Source organism: Trichloromonas sp. (genome assembly GCF_034006665.1).
In the GTDB taxonomy this organism is placed as follows: Bacteria; Desulfobacterota; Desulfuromonadia; order Desulfuromonadales; family Trichloromonadaceae; genus Trichloromonas.
This window is the reverse complement of sequence record NZ_JAVESI010000043.1, coordinates 1-20046: the sequence shown is the minus strand read 5'-3', so window position 1 is coordinate 20046 and position 20046 is coordinate 1. Positions and strand designations below refer to the sequence as shown.

The 20046-nt window shown below is 59.1% G+C and carries 18 protein-coding genes and 1 pseudogene; 8 read left to right on the top strand and 11 right to left on the bottom strand.

The features are described 5' to 3' along the window. The first annotated feature begins 12 nt into the window (after nt 1-12). The 6 genes from gyrA to nth all read left to right on the top strand — a co-directional run bounded on the left by gyrA (nt 13) and on the right by nth (nt 6433). Nucleotides 13-2523, top strand: coding sequence for a DNA gyrase subunit A (gene gyrA, locus RBR25_RS14305; RefSeq protein WP_432820231.1), 2511 nt, complete (start codon nt 13-15; stop codon nt 2521-2523). Further along, nucleotides 2456-3334: a tetratricopeptide repeat protein gene (locus RBR25_RS14300; protein WP_432820230.1), complete on the top strand. Its 879-nt coding sequence runs from the start codon at nt 2456-2458 to the stop codon at nt 3332-3334. The genes gyrA and RBR25_RS14300 overlap by 68 nt, the downstream gene beginning before the upstream one ends. An 8-nt stretch (nt 3335-3342) precedes the next feature. Further along, entirely contained in the window at nt 3343-4344 is a 1002-nt protein-coding gene (locus tag RBR25_RS14295; RefSeq protein ID WP_432820229.1) for an NAD(P)H-dependent glycerol-3-phosphate dehydrogenase, read from the top strand. A 23-nt stretch (nt 4345-4367) separates the two neighbouring features. After that, nucleotides 4368-4940 (top strand): peptidylprolyl isomerase, encoded by a 573-nt coding sequence (locus tag RBR25_RS14290; RefSeq protein ID WP_432820228.1) that lies wholly within the window; start codon nt 4368-4370, stop codon nt 4938-4940. Between the two features lie 84 nt (nt 4941-5024). After that, nucleotides 5025-5741, top strand: coding sequence for an endonuclease/exonuclease/phosphatase family protein (locus tag RBR25_RS14285; RefSeq protein ID WP_432820227.1), 717 nt, complete (start codon nt 5025-5027; stop codon nt 5739-5741). A 17-nt stretch (nt 5742-5758) separates the two neighbouring features. Continuing rightward, complete coding sequence (gene nth / locus RBR25_RS14280; protein ID WP_432820226.1) at nt 5759-6433, top strand: endonuclease III; 675 nt, start codon at nt 5759-5761, stop codon at nt 6431-6433. An 84-nt stretch (nt 6434-6517) separates the two neighbouring features. On the opposite strand, the gene RBR25_RS14275 is transcribed toward nth, so the two are convergent. Continuing rightward, nucleotides 6518-7291, bottom strand: coding sequence for a hypothetical protein (locus tag RBR25_RS14275; protein ID WP_432820225.1), 774 nt, complete (start codon nt 7289-7291; stop codon nt 6518-6520). A gap of 249 nt (nt 7292-7540) precedes the next feature. Here RBR25_RS14275 and RBR25_RS14270 point away from each other — a divergent pair, with 249 nt between their 5' ends. Further along, entirely contained in the window at nt 7541-8023 is a 483-nt protein-coding gene (locus tag RBR25_RS14270; RefSeq protein ID WP_432820224.1) for an FKBP-type peptidyl-prolyl cis-trans isomerase, read from the top strand. Between the two features lie 122 nt (nt 8024-8145). Here the strand turns inward: RBR25_RS14270 and RBR25_RS14265 are convergent, their stop codons facing one another. From RBR25_RS14265 to RBR25_RS14225, 9 genes and pseudogenes are all read right to left on the bottom strand, one after another. Beyond that, entirely contained in the window at nt 8146-10044 is a 1899-nt protein-coding gene (locus RBR25_RS14265; protein WP_432820223.1) for an ABC transporter substrate-binding protein, read from the bottom strand. A 22-nt stretch (nt 10045-10066) separates the two neighbouring features. Continuing rightward, nucleotides 10067-11188 carry a molecular chaperone DnaJ gene (gene dnaJ / locus RBR25_RS14260; protein WP_432820222.1) on the bottom strand — a complete coding sequence of 374 codons (1122 nt, stop codon included), beginning with the start codon at nt 11186-11188 and terminating at the stop codon, nt 10067-10069. Nucleotides 11189-11274: 86 nt separating this feature from the next. Then, nucleotides 11275-13185: a molecular chaperone DnaK gene (gene dnaK, locus RBR25_RS14255; RefSeq protein ID WP_432820221.1), complete on the bottom strand. Its 1911-nt coding sequence runs from the start codon at nt 13183-13185 to the stop codon at nt 11275-11277. A gap of 64 nt (nt 13186-13249) precedes the next feature. Further along, nucleotides 13250-13843, bottom strand: coding sequence for a nucleotide exchange factor GrpE (gene grpE, locus RBR25_RS14250; protein WP_432820239.1), 594 nt, complete (start codon nt 13841-13843; stop codon nt 13250-13252). Nucleotides 13844-13863: 20 nt separating this feature from the next. Continuing rightward, complete coding sequence (gene hrcA / locus RBR25_RS14245) at nt 13864-14904, bottom strand: heat-inducible transcriptional repressor HrcA (protein ID WP_432820220.1); 1041 nt, start codon at nt 14902-14904, stop codon at nt 13864-13866. Between the two features lie 173 nt (nt 14905-15077). Next, on the bottom strand, nt 15078-16214 hold the full coding sequence (gene hemW, locus RBR25_RS14240) for a radical SAM family heme chaperone HemW (RefSeq protein ID WP_432820219.1): 1137 nt from the start codon (nt 16212-16214) through the stop codon (nt 15078-15080). A 59-nt stretch (nt 16215-16273) separates the two neighbouring features. Then, entirely contained in the window at nt 16274-17752 is a 1479-nt protein-coding gene (nhaD, locus tag RBR25_RS14235) for a sodium:proton antiporter NhaD (protein WP_432820218.1), read from the bottom strand. Nucleotides 17753-17968: 216 nt separating this feature from the next. Beyond that, nucleotides 17969-18490, bottom strand: a pseudogene (locus tag RBR25_RS14230) (IS66 family transposase); the annotation flags it as partial. Then, the gene (locus RBR25_RS14225) at nt 18442-18708 is read right to left on the bottom strand and encodes a DUF6444 domain-containing protein (RefSeq protein WP_432820217.1); all 267 of its coding nucleotides are present in this window, start codon (nt 18706-18708) and stop codon (nt 18442-18444) included. The pseudogene RBR25_RS14230 and the gene RBR25_RS14225, both read right to left, overlap by 49 nt. A 283-nt stretch (nt 18709-18991) precedes the next feature. Between RBR25_RS14225 and RBR25_RS14220 the strand changes: the two genes are divergently transcribed. Next, nucleotides 18992-19783, top strand: coding sequence for a carbon-nitrogen family hydrolase (locus RBR25_RS14220; protein WP_432820216.1), 792 nt, complete (start codon nt 18992-18994; stop codon nt 19781-19783). Here the strand turns inward: RBR25_RS14220 and RBR25_RS14215 are convergent. Then, nucleotides 19784-20046: hypothetical protein (locus RBR25_RS14215; RefSeq protein WP_432820215.1), on the bottom strand; the 263-nt coding region annotated here is incomplete at its 5' end.

Sequence of the window (20046 nt, the reverse complement as noted above, 5' to 3'; positions counted from 1 at the left end):
GGAGGAAGATCCATGGATTCGCAGCAGAACCAGAACAAAATGCCGGTCAATATCGAAGACGAAATGCGCAAATCCTATATGGATTACGCCATGAGCGTCATCGTCGGCCGGGCTTTGCCCGACGTACGCGACGGCCTCAAGCCGGTGCATCGCCGGGTGCTGTTCGCCATGAGCGAACTGGGTAACGACTGGAACAAGCCCTATAAAAAATCGGCGCGCGTGGTCGGTGACGTCATCGGTAAATACCATCCTCACGGCGATAGCGCCGTTTACGATACCATTGTGCGCATGGCCCAGAGCTTCTCCATGCGCCACCCGCTGGTGGACGGACAGGGTAACTTCGGTTCCATTGACGGCGACTCGGCGGCGGCCATGCGTTACACCGAGGTACGCATGGATCGGCTGGCCCATGAACTTTTAGCTGATATCGACAAGGAAACGGTCGACTTCGGTCCCAACTACGACGACTCGCTCCAGGAACCCCTGGTCCTGCCCTGCAAGTTTCCCAATCTGCTGGTCAACGGCTCAGAAGGGATCGCCGTCGGTATGGCGACGAAAATTCCGCCCCACAATCTGGGGGAGGTCATCAATGCGCTGATCGCCGTGATCGACAATCCGGCTCTTGATTTTGACGATCTGCTGCAAATGGTTCCGGGTCCCGATTTTCCTACCGGCGGATTCATTCTCGGTCGCGACGGTATTCGCGAGGCCTACGCTACCGGCCGGGGAATAATCCAAACCCGTGCCCGGGCCCTAGTCGAAAAGGACCGCCGCACCGGTAAGGAAAGCATCATCGTTAGCGAGATTCCTTACCAGGTCAACAAGGCCAAGTTGATCGAGAAGATTGCCGAACTGGTCAAAGAAAAGAAGATCGAAGGTATTTCCGACCTGCGCGACGAATCGGACCGGGACGGTATGCGCATCGTCATCGAGCTGAAGAAAGATTCGATCCCCGAGGTCATTCTCAATCAGCTCTACAAGATGACCCAGATGCAATCCTCCTTCGGCATTATCATGCTTGCCATCGTCGCCGGGCAGCCGCGCATTCTCGCTCTACGCGAGGTGCTGGACCGCTTCATTGAACATCGCAAGGAGATCATCACCCGGCGTTGCATCTTCGAGCTAAAAAAGGCCGAGGCCCGCGCCCACATTCTCGAAGGTCTCAAGATTGCCTTGGAGAACCTCGATGAGGTGATCCAGATCATCAAGAGCAGCGCCAGTCCGGCCGAGGCCAAGGAGCGGTTGATGGCGCGCTTCGGCTTTTCCGCGCTGCAGGCCCAGGCGATCCTCGATATGCGCTTGCACCGTCTTACCGGCCTGGAACGGGACAAGATCATCGCTGAGTACAACGAGATCCTTGCGTTGATCAAGCGTCTCAAGGAGATTCTCGCCAGCGAGGTGGAAATTCTCTCTATCATCAAGCAGGAACTGGGGGAAATCAAGGAGCGCTTCGCCAATTCCCGGCGCACCGAGATCATCGCCAAAAGCGGCGAACTCTCCCTCGAAGATCTGATCGTCGAGGAAGATATGGTGGTGACCGTTTCCCATACGGGCTACATCAAACGTAACGCCGTTTCCCTCTACCGCGCTCAGCGCCGGGGCGGCAAGGGCAAGACCGGGATGCGGCCCAAAGAGGAGGATTTTGTCGAGCATCTCTTCATTGCTTCGACCCACGCCTATATCCTGGTTTTCACCGACCTAGGCAAGGTCTACTGGCTCAAGGTCCACGAAATCCCCCAGGGCGGTCGAGCTACCCGCGGTAAGGCCATCGTCAACCTGCTGCAGCTCTCCAGCGAGGAGAACGTCACCTCGATCCTGCCGGTCAAGGAGTTCGTCGAAGACAAATACATCGTTACCGCCACCCGCAACGGCGTGGTCAAGAAAACCGAACTGATGGCCTATTCCAACCCACGGGCCGGCGGTATCATTGCCTTGACCATCGACGAGGGGGATCGTCTAGTCTCCACCCGCCTCACCGACGGTACCATGGATATCCTCCTGGCCAGCAGCCACGGTAAGTCGATTCGCTTCCCAGAAAGTGACGTCCGTTCCATGGGCCGCACTTCCCGAGGAGTGCGGGGGATGATGCTCGAAGCTGGGGACAGCATCATCGGCATGGAAGTGGTCACTGACGCCACTGCCGCGACCTTGGTCACGGTCACCGAGAACGGCTACGGCAAGCGTACCGACCTCGACGAATACCGGGTGCAGAGCCGCGGGGGCAAGGGTATCATCACTATTAAGACCACCGAGCGTAACGGCAATGTTGTCGACATCAAGCTGGTCAACGACGAATCGGATCTCATGTTCATCACCGACCGCGGTAAGGTGTTGCGTACCGGCGTCTCCACCCTCTCGGTCATCGGCCGCAATACCCAGGGGGTGCGGCTGATGGTTCTGGAGGGCGGAGAACGGATTGTCGCCGTCGCCCGCTTGGCTGAAAAGGATGAGGAAGATGGAGATTCGGAAGCTGAAGAAGAAGCTTTTACAGGAGGAACGGACCCGCCGGAGGAAGAACTCTAAGGCTTACCGGTTAATCTGGGGAGCACTTCCGATTCTGGCGCTTCTTCTTCTGGTGGGAGGGGTCTGGGAGTTCTACCAGCGCGAGGGACGGGACCTAAAATATTATGCCCGGGCTGAAGCGCAGAAGATTGTGGGCGATCATCGGGAAGCGTCACGTCTCTATAAAAAACTCCAGCGTCGACACCCCGATTCCCCGAAGGCGGACGATGCCCTCTACCAGTTAGGGCTGATCCGCCGGCTTCATCTCAAAAGCTATCCGGAAGCAATTCTCGCTTTCCTTTTGCTGGAAAAAGACTACCCCGATTCCCCACTGGCGGCGAAGGCTCTGCAGCAGGCGGCCGAGATCTACAAGAATCAGCTTCTCGACTATCCCCGGGCGCTTGTCATTTACCAGAAGCTTTTTGACCGGGGCGGAAACGAAGCGGCCACCGCTCAATACCAAGTTGCCGATTGTTATTTCCGGCTCAACAACTTTGAGCAGGCCCGCATCGAGTTCGAAAGCTTGCTGAAGAACTATCCGCACAGCCCGGGGAGCGCTGAGGCGCACTATCGCCTGGCGGTTATTCTCGCTCTGGAGGGACAGGAAAAGATGGCCATGGAACGTTTCGCCGAGATGGAAAAACTCTGGCCGGAGAGTTCCTATACCATCGAAGCCCGTTTCGCTCGAGCGGGGATTCTGGAGGATCGCGACGATTTGCGGGGGGCGCTGAAGCTTCTGGAGGAACTGCGCGGCAGTTATCCGAACGGGGACATTCTCAAACAGCGGATAAACCAGGTAAAGACTCGCATCAGGAAAAAGGCTCAGGGATAGTGGAGACTATGGATATCGCGGTAATCGGTGCCGGAAGCTGGGGGACGACCCTGGCCAATCTGCTGGCGAAGAAAGAGCATCGGGTGACCCTCTGGGTCTATGAACGGGATCTCGCTGAGCGCATGGTTGTCAGTCGGGAGAACGATCTCTATCTCCCCGGTTTTTCCCTAGCCCCCCATCTCGCCTTCACCGCCGATCTCGAAGAGGCGGTACGGGAGCGGCAGTTGCTGCTGCTGGTTCCACCGTCCCAGGTCATGCGCCAGGTCGTTTCGGAAATGGCTGGATGGATCGGCGAGAAGACCCTGCTGGTTTCCGCCTCCAAGGGAATCGAGAACGATTCCCTGCAGACTATGGCGGAAGTCATCGGCGAATGCCTGGATTCCAAACGCCGCGAGCGCCTGACCATTCTCTCCGGTCCTTCCTTCGCCCGCGAGGTGGCGGCGGAAATGCCCACTGCCGTGGTTGCCGCTTCCAGCGATCCGGAGTCCGCCGCTCTGATCCAGGAGGTATTCAGTACCCCCTATTTCCGGGTCTATACCAATGACGATGTCATGGGAGTGGAGTTGGGTGGAGCGTTGAAAAACGTCATTGCCCTGGCGGCGGGAGTTTCCGATGGTCTTGGCTTCGGTTATAATACCCGAGCGGCCCTGATTACCCGCGGCCTCGCGGAGATGAACCGCATGGGTCAGGCCCTAGGCGCTAATCCGGTAACCTTCGCCGGGCTGGCGGGGATGGGCGATCTGGTTCTCACCTGCACCGGCGACCTCTCCCGAAACCGTACCGTCGGTATGGAACTGGGCCGGGGGCGAAGCCTCACGGAGATTCTGGCGGGGATGAAGATGGTCGCCGAAGGCGTGAAGACCACACTCTCCGCGTACCATCTGGCTTGTCGTCTCGGCGTGGAAATGCCGATTACCGAGCAGATGTATCGGATCCTCTACGAGAACAAGGATCCGCATCAGGCCGTTACCGATCTAATGTTGCGTGGCCTCAAGGCTGAAGCGCTCTGAACTCCAATGGTAAGGAGATCCCCATGATCCGGCGTTTCATCGGCGCTTGTTTCTGTGTCCTGTTCCTTTCCACCTCCGTTTCTGCCGCAGAGTTCGCCCTTATCCGGACCAGCCTCGGCGACATCAAGGTAGAGCTCAACCGGGAAAAAGCTCCGCTATCGGTAGCGAACTTCGTCGCATATGCCGAGCAAGGCTTTTACAAGGAGACGATCTTTCACCGGGTGATCAAGGATTTCATGATTCAGGGAGGAGGCTTCACCGCCGACATGCAACGCAAGGAAACCCTTCCCCCGATCAAAAATGAAGCGACCAATGGCCTGAAAAACCTGCGCGGAACCATCGCCATGGCCCGTACCAATGTTATCGACAGCGCGACCAGCCAGTTTTTCATCAACCACAAGGATAATGACTTCCTCGACCACCGCGGGGTTTCCCCGGCAACTTACGGGTACGCAGTCTTTGGTCGGGTGGTGCGGGGGTTGGAAGTGGTCGACGCCATTGCCGGGAAGAAGACCGGGGGCCAGGGCTTGTTCAAGGATATTCCGGTCGAGTCGGTGATTATCCGCGACGTTACTTATCTGCAAGAAGGGCGATAGCTTATCGGTCCACTTCCCGAAAGCTGATTTCCGACGGAAATCTCATCCGGCGCGGGGGAGCGAAATTTGACCAGCATCCGCATCATGACATACAGCGTAGGGCAGTGTCGGGGCGCGGACGGACGGGTCGATCCCGAGCGTATAGCCGCAGTGATCGATGAAGGGAGACCGGATCTCCTGGCTCTGCAAAACCTGGAAACAGAAACCTTGCCCGATCAACTCGACCATCTCGCCCGGCAACTCGGCATGCGCGCCTATCGTGCCCCCCAGGCCTCGGGCAGCGGCTGGCTCGCTCATCTTCCGCTCAAGGGGATTCAGGGGTACGACCTCGGCGCGGGGGGTTCCGTCCTCCGGGCCGATCTCGATCTGGATGGAAAACGCCTGCATCTGCTCAACCTGAAGCTGACCGCGGGTCACCAGGCGCGACAGCGGCAGATCGCCGCTCTCGTCGGCCCCGACCTGCTTGGCGACCGCTCCTTGACCTGTGCCACCCTGCTTCTCGGCGACTTTGCCGATACCTTCTGGGGTGCCGGCAATCTCGCCCTCAGCCTGCACCTCAAAAAGGCTGTCGGTTCTTTATGGCGCGGCACCTATCCCGCCACCCTGCCGCTCATCGACCGGGATCGCGCCTATTATCGGGGTCACCTGCGCATCATCGCTACCCGCATCTTGAAAAATGCCGCGGCCCGCCAGGCCTGCCGCCACCTGCCGCTCATCGTCACCTGTGAGATTACCGATCCGAGAACCTTCCTGCGTGCGGAAAAACTGGAGCGCAGCCGCATGGAAGTCGCGCCGGGCTGAGGAAGTTATACACACTTGTGGATAAGGCTGTTGAAAAACAAACTGCGGGACGAATGAGCCGCCGCCGTGCCCTGCTTCTTCTGGAACGCCTCGAAGCCCTCTATCCCGACGCCCAATGCGCGTTGCACTTTCAAACGCCCCTGCAACTGCTTGTCGCTACCATCCTTTCGGCGCAATGTACCGATCTCCGGGTCAATCAGGTGACCCCCGACCTTTTCAGCCGTTATCCCGACGCTCCTTCCCTGGCTGCCGCCGACCCCGTCGAACTTGAGGATCTTATTCGCTCCACCGGGTTTTTCCGCAACAAGGCGAAAAACCTCATCGGCTGCGCCCGGGCCTTGGTTGAACGCCATACCGGCGAAGTGCCGCAGCGCATGGAGGAGCTGGTCGCCCTGCCCGGAGTCGGACGCAAGACCGCCAACGTCATTCTCGGCAACATTTTCGCTACCCCTGGGATGGTGGTCGATACCCACGTCAAGCGTCTCGCCGGTCGCTTCGGCTGGACCCGGGAAAGCGACCCGGTGCGCATTGAGAAGGATCTCTGCCGATTGCTTCCTGAAGAACGTTGGACGCAAACCAGTCATGTTCTCATCCTGCACGGCCGAGCTCTGTGTAAAGCGCCCATTCCCCATTGCTCCCGCTGTCCGGTTGTCGACCTTTGCCCCCGCATCGGTGTCGGCCGCAGCCATTGAACCGGTCATTTTTCACGTGAAACAAAAACGGCTCCTGCCCGAAAAGGCAAGAGCCGTTTTTTTCACCAGGGTCGCCCTTGGCGGTCAATCCTGTTTCTCCGGATCATCTTCTTCTTCCGGTAAAGTAGGAATCAGGGTGATGCTTTGATCATCCTCCCGGGGTTTGTCGGAAATCTGTTTGGTCGAGTTGTCGAGGCTGATCGATTTGCCTTCGCGGTCAAAGACCGAATTGTCATCGAGGATGACCAACCCCAGGCGTTCCGCCACGTCTCGGCGGTACTGGTACTGGTGGTTGAGCTTTTCGCGGCGGAGGCGATAGCTGAGATACATCCAGACCATGGCAAAGATGGCCGCGACCCCGAGCAGCACCCCGAGGGAGGCGAGGAGATAGAAAGCCGCACGTTCGCCGGCATGGCCGATGAAAATGAGAATATCGTCGATCTTGTAGATGATGCCCGCAGCCAGCACCAGCATCAGCAGGCCAAGAAGGAAGGGAACTTGGCGGGTGATGTTGAGAGCGACCTGGAGTTTGGAAGGGGAGGAGAGATCGCCGCCGAACCCGGCCGCCAAGTCTTTGCTCGTCGAATGGGAATAGTCGTAGAGATATTTGTTGAAAAAGAGAATGACGACCCCGAACATGAAGGTGATGGCCACCGGTGCGATGAAGGAAGCGAAGATATAGGGGCGCCAGGGGAAGGCTGCGTCGGGGGAAGAAAGGTGGATGATAAAGCAGACGAAGAAAATTAACCCTTCGATCACCATCAGAATAATCAAATAGTTGAGGATGAAACTTTTAAGTTCCGTCTTGTCGAAAAGATTGGCGATACCTTTAAGTTTTTCGTCGGAAGTGCCGCTCATGGAAAAATCCTTTGGTCAGTTTTGATTGAGGCATCGCTCCGTGACGCGAGCGGGACCGGCAGGCGAGCCGAGTGGGTTGAATGGGGAATAAGGGCAGTATAAACGTAAATGAAGGGGCATATTAGCAGTCTTTCGTTTAATAATCAAACGGTGAGAACCTTTCCTGATGATTCCGTCAACAGATGCCGAGGCGGGTGGAAAAATTGACAGGAGGGCGCCAAGAAGGTATCTTACCGGGGTTTTTACGAGATGAAGCCAACCCCGAGGAGAGAAAGGAAAGCGGAAATGTTACCAGCGGCCAAAGGCGATATCGTGACCGTTCAGTATACGGGCACGTTGAGCAACGGCGAGATCTTCGATGAGTCTCCCGAGGACCGTCCCTTACAGTTTGTCATCGGCAAGAAAGAGGTGATCCCCGGCTTCGAGGAAGCCGTGATCGGCATGGTGACCGGCGAAAAACGCACGGTTACCATCCCCGCCGTTCAGGCCTACGGGGAAAAGCTACCGCAGCGAATCGAGGAGATCGATCGTGCGCGGCTGCCGGAGGCGATCGCCCCCCGCGTCGGCGATCGTCTGGAGATTGTTGGCCACGACAACAGCCGCCGAATTGTCGAGGTTGTCGCAGTCAGCGACCAGACCCTGACCCTCGACGGCAATCATCCCCTGGCGGGAAGGGATCTGACCTTCGACATCGCCATGGTGGAAGTGGTTAAACAGCCTAAGCTTTTCTAGCCAACGGACGCCGGCAGCGGAAACAGGGCCCCGCTTCGAGACGGAGAGGGGCTTTTTTGCGTCCGCTGGCAGCGGCGATAGGGTTTGAAAATAATAATGTAGTCAGCAGAATCGTCAGATTGTCATGGGACTTCGGCGAAGCTTTCCTCGGCTATGGTCAGAAGCCAGAGGGACTGCTGGGAGTCGCCATTGGCGGCGATGGAAAAGGGCCGGCTAGCCCCGGTAAAATGGGTAACCTGGGAAAGTGCTGTGCGCAGACTCTCCCGGTCGCGGACCTCAGGTTGGGTCATCAACTGTAACAACAAACTGGCGACGTCATAGCCTTGGGCTTCGAGAATACTCGGAGCGGCTCCGTAGCGGGCGCGGTAAGTATCCACGAAATGCCGGACATTGGCGGCATCGGCGTCGGCATAGAAACCATCGGCAAAAAACGCCCCTTGCAGGAATTGGCCGGAACTGCGAAGAAGTTCCGGGGATTTCCAACCCGAGATCCCGAGCAGTTGTACGCCCTGAAGTCCGTAGTAACTCAACTGCGGAGCGATCAGCCTGATTTTTTCCGGATAATCGGGAATGAACAGGGCCTGGAAGGGGGGGGGATCGTTCGCCGGGAGGGCATGGCTGTTGGGATCTTCCCCTTTGAGCAGGCGCAGGGGAATACGGAAGTCGGTGAGACTTTCCTTGTAACCTTCGCTGGCGACGATTTGCCCGCCGCGGCGCATCACGCTGTTGACGAAAAGACCGGCAAGTTCTTTACCCTGTGAAGATTCAGGATAGAGCACGGCGAAGCTGGTCAGTCCCCGGCGCTCCATCGCCTGGCTCAACAGCGCCTCAACCTGTGCCTGAGACGTCAGCGAATGACGGAAGATGAAGTTGCCGATATCGGGAATTCCCGTTTTGGGGGTCAGGGCGAAAAGGGGAATGCGCAAGAGCTGGGCCTGCCGTGCGCAGACGGCGGCGGCGCCGCCAGTGATCGGTCCGGCAATGGCGAGAACACTCGGGTCGGCAGCCAGTTCATTAACGGCGCGGGTACTCTCCTCGGGATTGGCGCCCGAATCGCGAATCAGCAGCCGGATGCCGGGATAGTTCTGACCGTGCACCTCCACAGCGAATTCCATGCCCTGCCGTACCAGTTGGGCGAAGGGAGCGTGACGACCCTGCAAAGGAAGAAGCACCCCCAGGCTTCGTTCCGGAAAGGGTTGCGAGGGCGTCGTCGGGGGGAGGGACGCGGGGACGGGGGGGGGCGCCGGTGACCGGTCGGCGAAAGTGGCGGGATCACCGCCGCCGAGCTTGTTCCAGAGGGCCTCGGCTTCATTCCGGTAAGGGAAGGCGACCGGGCTTTGTAAGACCTTGGCCAGAAGAAGCTGCGCCTGTTCGGCGAGCCCCTGTTGAAGGGCGCGGGTCGCCTGCTGGGTGCGGGCATCCAGTCCGAGAGGGGTTCCTTGGAACATGAAAACCGCTTCGTTGAGATCACCGTTGGAAATCCGCTCACTCAGGATGTCATGGGCGAGGGCGAGCAGACTTGGGTCACGGCCATCCCCTTGGCGCTGAATGACGGCCAGGGCTTCCAGATGCTGACCCCGGGATGACTGGATCTCCGCCAAGGCTGTCGCCCGGCGGAGGCCGTCGGCGGGTTGCAACTGCCCCGGGTTACTTTTGAGCAGGCGGGCTACGGCCGATTCCTGCTGACCGGAGGCGGCGAGGGCCAATCCCTCGACGAGCAGGGCTTCGGCGCTCTTTTTCTCATCGGGAATGCGGCCGGTATAGAGCAGCGCCTCCTTATGACTTCCCTCTTCCAGAAAGATCCGGGCGAGGTAAAGATAAGCGGTCGGCAGTTGGGGATCCTGGAAGTTGCGGATAACAAAGCCGCGCAGCTGGGAGAGCGCCTCCTGGCTGTCCCCGTCTTCATAGGCGGAGATTCCCCGCGCCAGAGCCGGATCGTCGGCGCTCGTCGCAACGGCGGAAAATGCCGTTATGAAGAGCAGTAAAATGGTGCAGAACCAGACGGCGCGGCGGCCTGACATAAGCCCCTCCCGGTAAAATATCTCAATCAAACAGATTCTTGACCTTATCAAAAAAACTCTTGCCCATAGGGTGCATCTCTTCGCCGCTCTCTCGGGCGAACTCTTCGAGCAATTCCCGCTGGCGGGGGGTGAGATGGGTGGGGGTCTCTACCCTCAGCACCACCAGCTGGTCCCCCCGGCCGTAGCCCTGGAGGCTGGGGATGCCCTTGCCGGGCAGGTTCAGCACTTTTCCCGACTGGGTGCCGGGAGGCACCTTGACCTTCAGCTTGCCGTCGAGGGTCGGTATCTCGATCTCGGAACCCAAGGCCGCTTGAACGAAGGAGATGGGCGTTTCGCAGATGACGTCCTGCCCTTCGCGTTTGAAGATTGGATGATCCTTGACCGTGATGACCACGTAGAGATCTCCGGGCGGGCCGCCCTGGGAGCCGATTTCCCCTTCACCGCTGAGTTTGAGGCGGCTGCCGGTCTCGACCCCGGGCGGGATCTTCAGTGAGATGGTCCTTTTGCCCTTGATCTTGCCGGTGCCGCGACATTCCGGGCAAGGATTTTCGATGATTCGTCCCTCGCCGCCGCAGGTGGGACAGGGGCGGGTCAGGGAGAAGAAACCCTGCTGGTAACGGACCTGCCCCGTGCCGTGGCAGGTTGGGCAGGTCTTCGGGCTGGTTCCCTTACGGGCGCCGGTGCCGCCGCAGGCTTCGCAGGTCTGGTGCCGGGGAATCTGAACCTTGGTTTCCAGACCGAAGGCGGCTTCCTCGAAGGAGATGGTGAGATTATAGCGCAGGTCGTCGCCGCGACGGCCACGACTGCGCCGGGAGGCTCCCCCGCCGAAAATATCGCCGAAGATGTCGCCGAAGATATCCTCGAAAGGAGTTCCGCCGAACCCGAAGCCTTCAGAGGAAAAACCGCCGTTGCCGCCTAGCCCGGCATGGCCGAACTGGTCGTAAGTAGCGCGTTTCTGAGCGTCGGAGAGGACCGCATAGGCCTCGGTCAGCTCCTTGAAGCGTTCTTCGGCTTGTTTGTCACCGGGATTCTTGTCCGGATGGTATTGCAGGGCGAGACGCCGGTAGGCCTTTTTGATCTCGGTATCGCCGGCGTTGCGATTGACGCCGAGCACCTCGTAATAGTCGCGTTTACCGTTAGCCAAGGGACGATCCTTCTTTCATAAAAAATGCATGTAGGGGCGACGCATGCGTCGCCCCTACGGCGGGTCGGAAAAAGGAGAAATTCACCTTATTTCTTGTTCTCGTCGACTTCCTCGAACTCGGCGTCAACCACGTTTTCGCCCCCTTCTTTGGTGGCGCTTTCCGTGGTCGTGCCTTCGCCGGCCCCTTCGTGCTGAGCCTTGGCGTAGATAGCCTCGGCCAGTTTGTGCGAAGCCTGGGCAAGAGCCTCGGTCTTCTTCTGAATCTCTTCGACGTTTTCCCCTTCCATGGCCTTCTTGAGTTCTTCCATGGCGTTGTTGATCTTGCCCTTGGCCTCGGCGTCGATCTTGTCGCCGTGCTCGGCCAGCGACTTTTCGGTGCTGTAGACCAGGCCATCGGCCTGATTGCGGGTCTCGATCAGTTCGCGCTTTTTCTTATCCTCGCCGGCATGGGCTTCGGCATCCTTGACCATCTTCTCGATTTCGGCGTCGGAGAGGCCGGAGGATGCGGTGATGCGGATCGACTGCTCCTTGCCGGTGCCGAGATCCTTGGCCGAGACATGGAGAATGCCGTTGGCGTCGATGTCGAAGGTCACCTCGATCTGCGGCACGCCGCGCGGCGCGGCGGGGATGCCGACCAGTTCGAAGCGGCCGATGGTTTTGTTGTCGGAGGCCATTTCTCGCTCGCCCTGAAGGACATGCACCGAGACTGCCGGCTGGTTGTCGGCGGCGGTGGAGAATATCTGGCTCTTCTTGCAGGGGATGGTGGTGTTCTTCTCGATCAGCTTGGTCATGACCCCGCCCAGAGTCTCGATGCCGAGGGAGAGGGGGGTGACGTCGAGAAGCAGGACGTCCTTGACTTCCCCTTTGAGCACGCCCCCCTGGATGGCGGCGCCGATGGCAACAACCTCGTCGGGATTGACCCCTTTATTGGGGGTCTTGCCGAAGATCTCCTGGACCCGCTTTTGTACCGCCGGCATACGAGTCATGCCGCCGACGAGGATAACTTCGTCAATATCCGAGGCCGAAAGACCGGCGTCCTTGATGGCGGTCTTGCACGGTTCGACCAGCTTGTTGAGCAGGTCTTCGCAGAGGCTTTCCATCTTGGCGCGGGTCAGTTTGATCAACAGGTGTTTGGGACCACTGGCGTCGGCGGTGATGAAGGGGAGGTTGACCTCTGTCTCCATCGAGCCGGAGAGCTCACACTTGGCCTTCTCCGCCGCTTCCTTGAGGCGTTGCAGGGCCATCTTGTCGCTGCGCAGGTCGATCCCCTGCTCCTTCTTGAACTCGCTGGCGACGTAGTCGATGATGCGCTGATCGAAGTCCTCGCCGCCGAGGAAGGTGTCGCCATTGGTCGACTTGACCTCGAATACGCCGTCACCCAGTTCGAGGATGGAGACATCGAAGGTACCGCCGCCGAGGTCGAAGACCGCGATCTTCTCTTCCGCTTTCTTGTCCAGGCCGTAGGCGAGGGAGGCGGCGGTCGGCTCGTTGATGATGCGCAACACGTTGAGCCCGGCGATCTTGCCGGCATCCTTGGTCGCCTGGCGCTGGGAGTCGTTGAAGTAGGCAGGGACTGTGATGACCGCGTCGGTCACTTCCTCACCGAGATAGTCTTCCGCCGTCTGCTTCATCTTCTGCAGGATCATCGCCGAGATTTCCGGCGGGCTGTAATTTTTGCCCCGGGCCTCGACCCAGGCGTCGCCGTTATCCGCCTTGAGAATCTTGAAGGGGCTGATCTGGATGTCTTTCTGCACCGCCTCCGAATCAAACTTGCGGCCGATCAGACGCTTGATGGCATAGAGGGTGTTTTCCGGATTGGTGACCGCCTGCCGCTTGGCCTGCTGCCCCACCAGGCGCTCGCCGTTTTCGGCGAAGCCGACCATCGACGGCGTGGTGCGAGCCCCTTCCGAGTTGGCGATGACGACCGGCTCGCCGCCTTCCATGACCGCCACGCACGAGTTGGTGGTGCCGAGGTCGATACCGATGACTTTACCCATAATGATGTCCTCCTTGTGTTGAGCCCTTTTAACGGGTGATTTTTGGTGGTTTGAGCAAGGACGGCTAGGCGACGGGCGCCTTGGCCACCATGACCAGGGTGGGGCGGAGCAGACGACCGTTGAGCTGGTAGCCCTTCTGCAACTCCTTCACCACCGTATTCGCCGGATGGTCGGCGCTCTCCAGTTGTCCCATCGCTTCGTGCCAGGCCGGATCGAAGGGCGCGCCTTCCGCCTGGATCGGGGTGACGCCGAATTTTTCCAGGCTTTTGGCAAAGAGACCGAGGGTCATCTCCACCCCCTGCCGCAAACTTTCCTCGCCGCCGCTCCCTTCCTGGCGGGCATGTTCGAGAGCCCGCTCCAGATTGTCCAGCACCGGCAGCAGTTCCTTGAGGATATTTTCGTTGGCAAAGCGCGCCAAGTCTTCTTTCTCCTTCTGGGCGCGGCGTCGGAAGTTCTCCAAGTCGGCCCGTTCGCGCAGATAGAGATCCCAGTTCTTGCGGGCCTCTTCTTGGGCCGCCGCCAGCTGCTCCTCAAGGGTCGGAGTGGTCTCCGGGGTTTCGGACTCGGCCGCCGGCGCTTCCTCGACGGTTTCGGCGGCGGTTTCCTCGGCGGCGGGAAGGGCCTGCTCTTTCAGTTTTTCGGATTTTTTTGCCACGATATGCGTTCTCCTGTGTCTGTCTATTCCAATTCGTTTTCAAGGATCTGGCTGACCAGGCGCGCGGTGTAGTCGACCACGGGAATCACCTGGGAATAGTTCATGCGGCTGGGGCCGATTACCCCGAGGGTGCCGATCGTCCCCCGGCTGCTCGAATAGTTGGCGGTAATCAGGCTGCACCCCTCGATTTCGCGGTATTCGGACTCGCTGCCGATGAAAATTTGTACCCCCCGAGCCAGTTGGCTTTTGTCGAGCAGTTCGACCAGCAGGCTTTTCTGCTCGAAAGTCCGAAAGAGCCGCTTCATCCGTTCCAGATCCTTGAATTCGGGTTGTTCCAGGATGTTGGCGGCCCCTTCGATGTAGACCTGGCCCCCAAATTCGTCGCTCATGGCCTCTTGCGAGAGTTCCAGGGCGCGGCTTAGCAGCTTGTCGTAGATCGCTTTCTCCTCGGCCATTTCCCGGACGATCTTGGCTTTGATCTCCTGGATGCTCAGGCCGCTGAGGGTCTGGTTAAGATAGTTGGAAATCTGTTCCAGTTCCGATTGGGAAAGGGACAGGTCAGTTTCGATGACCTTGTTCTGCACCATCCCGGAACGGGAGACAAAGATGACCAGCAGCCGCCCCTGGGAGATTTTGAGAAACTCGATATGACGGAAGACCGTGCAGTTGAAGCGCGGCGTCATCACCACCCCGGCGTAGCTGGAGATGGCGGAAAGCACCTTGCCCGCCTCCCGTAACCGCTCTTCGACACGCAGGCCGTCGATTCGGTAATATGCTTCAATGCGGGTCTTCTGTGCTGGGTCGAGCTGGCCGATCTGAAGCAGGGTATCGACGTAGAAGCGGTAGCCCTTTTCCGTTGGCACCCGGCCCGCCGAGGTATGGGGAGAGACGATGTAGCCCATCTCTTCGAGATCGGCCATGACGTTACGCACCGTCGCCGGCGAGAGACCGATCTGATGGCGGCGCGTCACCGCCCGGGAACCGATCGGTTCGGCTGTGCCGATGTAATCCTCGACAATTGCTTCGAGAATGCGCCGGCTGCGCTCGTTGAGTTCATCGCTCATGGTTTTTTCCGGCCCCAAAAAACTCAAGCCGGAAAGCCCGGCCGTTAATGCCTTAGCACTCATCACTTCCGAGTGCTAACACGGCACAACATAACAATGCCCCTTTTCTTTGTCAAGGGCAAAGCCCCCCATTACAGGGCATTTTCTCCCGTGAAAAAGGGGTACGGGGCAGGCTAGAGAAAGGGGAGGATCAGGTGATCGAAGATGAGCCAACCGGAAAGATCAAAGGTCCAGCGCCCCGCTTCATGGCGCAGATGGCTGCCGGTGCGGGCGATGGCCGTGGCGAAGTGGGTGGCGAGAGATGTTCCGAAGCGCGCGGCGAAATCCCGGTCGTCGATTCCTTCGGCGGTGCGCAGGCCGAGGTAGAGAGTTTCCGCCATGGCCCCGGCGCGGTCAAAGCGTTCCAACTCCACCAGGGGGTCGCGCCCCGTTCCCAACACCTGCCCATAGGCGGCGAGATCGCCGGGAACCGTCAGGCGCCGACCCCAGCCGGCTGGATCGAAGGCATGGGCGCCGGCGCCGAGGGCCAGGCACCCCTGGCGGCGCCAGTAGCCGAGGTTGTGGCGGCATTCGCGCCCGGGGCGGGCGTAATTGGAGATTTCGTAATGATGGAAACCAGCTGCGTCCAGGTCGTCGTGGAGGAGAGTAAACTGCCGGGCGTAGCTCTGTTCGTCGGGAAGGGCCAATCCCCCCCGGCGCTGAAGGTCATGGTAGGGGGTTTCCTCCTCCACGCTCAGGCCGTAGCAGGAGAGGTGATCCGGTTCCAGGGCGAGAAAAGCGGCAATCTCCCGTTCCAGGTCGGCCGGACTTTGGCCGGGGCGGGCATAGATCAGATCGAGTCCAAGATTATCGAAGCCCGCCGCGCGACTCCAGGCCACCGCCTGGCGGATTTCGGCGGTGCTGTGGATGCGGCCAAGCTGGGCCAAGGCCTGATCATCGAGGGACTGGGCGCCGAGGGAGAGGCGGTTGACCCCGGCGGCACGGTAGCCGGCAAGGGATTGGGGGGAGAGGGTGCCGGGGTTGGCTTCGAGACTGATTTCACAACCGGCAACGAAGCCGAAGCGGGCGGCAGCCGCTTGCAGAATTCGGCCGACCTGAGCCGGTGTCAGCAGTGAAGGGGTGCCGCCGCCGAAAAAGACCGTCGTCAGCGGTCCCTCCCACATACCGCTGGCTGCGGCCAGATTCAGTTGTTGGAGCAGCCGTTCGACATACTCCGCCAGCAGCGCCGGGGAATGGCGATCAGTAGAGAAGAAGTCGCAATAAGGGCACTTGCGGGCACAGAAGGGGATGTGCAGGTAGAGGGAGGTCATCGGGCATTGAAAAGGCGGGGGAGTTCCCCGCCTTTTTCCGTTGGGCAAGGCAGACAGGCCTAGTGGAAGTCCGTGAACTGGCTGGCGTTGATCCACAGGTGGGCGACGATGCTGACGGCGTAACCGAGGGCGACGGCCCACGTCCATTTGAGATGATTGCCAAAGGTGTAGACGCCGCGGGCGGCCCCCATCAGGGCAACGCCCGCGGCCGAGCCGATGGAAAGCAGGCTGCCGCCGACGCCGGCGGTCAGGGTGACCAACAGCCACTGGCCGTGAGACATGTGCGGATCCATGGTCAGCACAGCGAACATGACCGGGATGTTGTCGACCACCGCCGAGAGGAGGCCGATCATGACGTTGGCGGTGGTCGGTCCCAGGTCGAGGTAAAGATATTGGGAGGTCACCGCCAGGTAGCCGAACTGGCCGAGGCCGCCGACGCAGAGAATGACGCCGTAGAAAAAGAGCAGGGTATCCCACTCGGCGCGGGCGATTTTGCGGAACAGGTCGAAACCGATGCCGGGGCCGTGGCCGTGTTCACCGGGCGCCACAGCCACGGCAGTGCCATGTTCGTCGGGATTGTGGCCGGTCATGTCCAGCGGTTGGTCGCCGGTGCCAAGGCGATGTTCCGCTTTTTTCAGCCAGTAGCCGAAGAAGCCGAGGTAGCCGAGGCCGAGCATCATCCCGGCCGCCGGGGGAAGGTGCAGGAAATTGTGGAATGAAACCGCCGTGACGATGGTGCAGAGAAAGAGAAAAATAATGCGTTTGGCGCCCTGTTTCATTTGCACCAGACACTGCAAGGCTTCCGGGCGCTCTTTGCTGACGGAGAAACTCATCAGGGCCGCCGGAATGATCCAGTTAAGCAGGGAGGGGATGAAGATGGCGAAAAATTCGGCGAAATCGACCTTGCCCTTCTGCCAGACCATCAGTGTGGTGATGTCGCCGAAGGGGGAGAAGGCGCCGCCGGCATTGGCGGCGACCACGATGTTGATACAGGCGACGATCAGAAATTTTTTGTTGTCGCCGCCGACCGCCATGGCCACCGCGCCCATCAGTAGCGCCGTGGTCAGGTTATCCGCCACCGGCGAAATGAAAAAGGCGAGTAATCCGGTCATCCAGAAGACCGTGCGCAGGGTGAAGCCGCGACTGACCAGCCAGGAACGCAGGGCCTGGAAGACATTGCGCTCATCCATGGCATTGATGTAGGTCATCGCCGCCAGCAGGAAGAGGAAAAGTTCGGCATATTCGATCAGGTTGTGCTTGATGGCGTCGTGCGCGGTGTGGGTGTCGCCCAAGGCGGCATAGGCCAGGGCAACTAGAACCCAGATGATACCCGCCGCGAAAATGACCGGCTTGCTTTTGCGCAGGTGCAGTTTTTCTTCCATGATGACCAGGCTGTAGGCGACTATGAAGAGGACCAAGGCGATAACGCCGTAAATTGTGCCGGTCAGGTCGCGAATGGAACCGCCTCCCCCCTCGCTGGCCCAGAGAGGGGACGCCGTCAGTGCAAGACAGATGAGAGTAGAAAATAGTTTGTTCATATGGTCACCTTTATGCTGGAGGAAAGAGTCGTTTTCCATTAATGTGTTTTAGGAAAGCTGTTACGCCCCGTTTTTTATCATCAACTCTTGCCGGGTGTCAAGCGAAACACAGTTTTCAAATGCTTGCCATGGCCGATTTATTTACTTTATACTTGGCCCGCGAATGCCCGTTATTTCGAGGTCTCTTAAAATAATAATAAAACGATTTTTTGTAAACTATTCACCTGCCAGCGACAGGCCCTCGGATTTTGGTCGCACGTCACCATCCGGCGACATGAAATCCGGCTGCTTGCCTTCGAACAGTAGACGCAAGGCTTCGGCGGCCGTGATGCCGTTTTTGCGGCAGGTCGACAGGTAACCACGAACTCGGCAGAAGATCTTGGCCCCTTCCCAAGAGCGGAAGCATCCGGAGATTTTCTGCTGAACCTTGGTCATCCTAAGGTCGTTTTCCGCTTGGTTGTTGGAGAAGGGGACGTGGGCTTCGACCATGAATCGCAACACATCCTCTTCGTAATCCCGCAGGCGTTCCAATAGATTGCGGGACTTGGATCGGGCCAGGCGGCCCCGTTGCCCCTCTTTTCGTTGGTCTTCGTCAGGCGGGGGGCATTCCCGCTCGGCCTCGGCCAGCAGCGCTCGGTAGCGGCTGCGGTAATGATCGGCGATTGGAGGATCGAGACAGCCCCCGGCGTCTAGAGTCGCTTTGTTGATTTCCTTGAGTAACAACGCCATCGGTTGCGCCCGCTCGGGGTTTTCGGTGCCTTCTTGCGGTTCGGGTCGGTCGAAGGCGGCTTGCTGCTGTTCTTGCTGTTAAGCCCGAGGCGGTTCAGCAAGAGGGTAACCAAAAGCAGCAGAACCTCCAAGCTGGACCGAAGGGCCGGCGACAGATCCGGTTCCTGGACCAGTTGCGCCTTGACCTGCTTGATGGTGGCGTCGACATCAATGTTTTCAATCGTCATTCTTGCGTCACCCGCGTATGAGATGACGCATTGTAACACGGGTTTTCAGGACGGAATTTTTGTCCCTGTAGCGCATTCTGCCGTCATGAAATTTTTGGGCCGTCACGGGGATGGCTCATCTCTCCATCATCCCCCAGGGAGGAGCGCGGCTCCCCTGAGAGGTCTTTGCGCACCCCTCGAACAAGGCGTGCAGAGTTTACAAAAATGACATAAAACCGTGTCAAGAACTTTTTTCAAATTCCGTGCTGAATAGTTACCGATTTTTTATTTATGCGAGGAAATTATGAAAAGAAAAATCTGTGTTTCGGCCGTTCAATTCAATATCGTTTTAGGTGATGTAGAGGCCAATTTGCACCGGGCAACCGAAGGGATTCGCAAGGTTAGGGCGAAAGATGCCAGACTGGCCGTTCTCCCCGAAATGTGGAGTACCGGTTACGACTACAAACGCCTTCCCGAACTGGCCCGGGAAACCCCTCGGGTGCTGGAGGCGCTGCAAGATCTCGCCCGGGAGCTGGGCATGGTCCTGGTCGGCAGCCTGCCGGAAGGGCAGGGGGACCGGGTTTACAACACCGCCTATGTTATTGATCAGGGCAAGGTCGTCGACAGTTACCGCAAGCTGCATCTCTTTTCCAACATGGGCGAGGACCGCTTCTTGGCCGCCGGCGAGCGCACCCTGGTGGTGCCGACTTCGGTCGGGCGGCTCGGTCTTGCCATCTGTTACGATCTGCGTTTCCCCGAGCTCTTTCGCAAGCTGGCCCTGGAAGGGACGGAAATCCTCTGTCTCAGCGCTGAGTGGCCGAAACCCCGGCAGGAACACTGGCGCACCCTGCTGCGCGCCCGCGCCATCGAAAACCAGTTCTTCGTCATCGCCGCCAACTGCTGCGGCATCCAGGGCAAGCTCGACTTTTTCGGCATGAGCCTGCTTATCGCTCCCCGGGGGGAAATCCTCGCCGAGGCCGGGGAGAGCGACACCGAGCTCGTCGCCGCCTTCGACTTCGAGGAAATGGTCAATTACCGCAACCAGATCCGCTGCTACCAGGATCGCCGCCCCGAAGTCTACGGCACCCTGCCCTGATCATTCCTCCAGGCGCTGAGCCTGCTTGCGGAATGCGGCGGGAATCTCCGCCAGTGTGGCGGCGAAATGCAGACCACCCTCGGCATCCACATAAAGAAATTTCGGTTCATCGGCGGCGCTTGCGGGCGCCGCTTTTTTTTGGTGCGCCAGGCATGGCGCGTGGTGCGTAAGCACCAGATGATTGATCGTGGTGGTCAATCGTTGACTTGGAGGTGAAAGTCCTCTACGGACCCTGATGACGGGAACCGTTAGCTGAACGGCAA

Bases quoted from the DNA above. Each gene is read 5' to 3' on its own strand.
- gyrA (WP_432820231.1), top strand. From the start codon at position 13: ATGGATTCGCAGCAGAACCAGAACAAAATGCCGGTCAATATCGAAGAC.
- RBR25_RS14300 (WP_432820230.1), top strand. From the start codon at position 2,456: ATGGAGATTCGGAAGCTGAAGAAGAAGCTTTTACAGGAGGAACGGACC.
- RBR25_RS14295 (WP_432820229.1), top strand. From the start codon at position 3,343: ATGGATATCGCGGTAATCGGTGCCGGAAGCTGGGGGACGACCCTGGCC.
- RBR25_RS14290 (WP_432820228.1), top strand. From the start codon at position 4,368: ATGATCCGGCGTTTCATCGGCGCTTGTTTCTGTGTCCTGTTCCTTTCC.
- RBR25_RS14285 (WP_432820227.1), top strand. From the start codon at position 5,025: ATGACATACAGCGTAGGGCAGTGTCGGGGCGCGGACGGACGGGTCGAT.
- RBR25_RS14275 (WP_432820225.1), bottom strand. From the start codon at position 7,291: ATGAGCGGCACTTCCGACGAAAAACTTAAAGGTATCGCCAATCTTTTC.
- RBR25_RS14270 (WP_432820224.1), top strand. From the start codon at position 7,541: ATGAAGCCAACCCCGAGGAGAGAAAGGAAAGCGGAAATGTTACCAGCG.
- RBR25_RS14265 (WP_432820223.1), bottom strand. From the start codon at position 10,044: ATGTCAGGCCGCCGCGCCGTCTGGTTCTGCACCATTTTACTGCTCTTC.
- dnaK (WP_432820221.1), bottom strand. From the start codon at position 13,185: ATGGGTAAAGTCATCGGTATCGACCTCGGCACCACCAACTCGTGCGTG.
- hrcA (WP_432820220.1), bottom strand. From the start codon at position 14,904: ATGAGCGATGAACTCAACGAGCGCAGCCGGCGCATTCTCGAAGCAATT.
- hemW (WP_432820219.1), bottom strand. From the start codon at position 16,214: ATGACCTCCCTCTACCTGCACATCCCCTTCTGTGCCCGCAAGTGCCCT.
- nhaD (WP_432820218.1), bottom strand. From the start codon at position 17,752: ATGAACAAACTATTTTCTACTCTCATCTGTCTTGCACTGACGGCGTCC.
- RBR25_RS14225 (WP_432820217.1), bottom strand. From the start codon at position 18,708: ATGACGATTGAAAACATTGATGTCGACGCCACCATCAAGCAGGTCAAG.
- RBR25_RS14220 (WP_432820216.1), top strand. From the start codon at position 18,992: ATGAAAAGAAAAATCTGTGTTTCGGCCGTTCAATTCAATATCGTTTTA.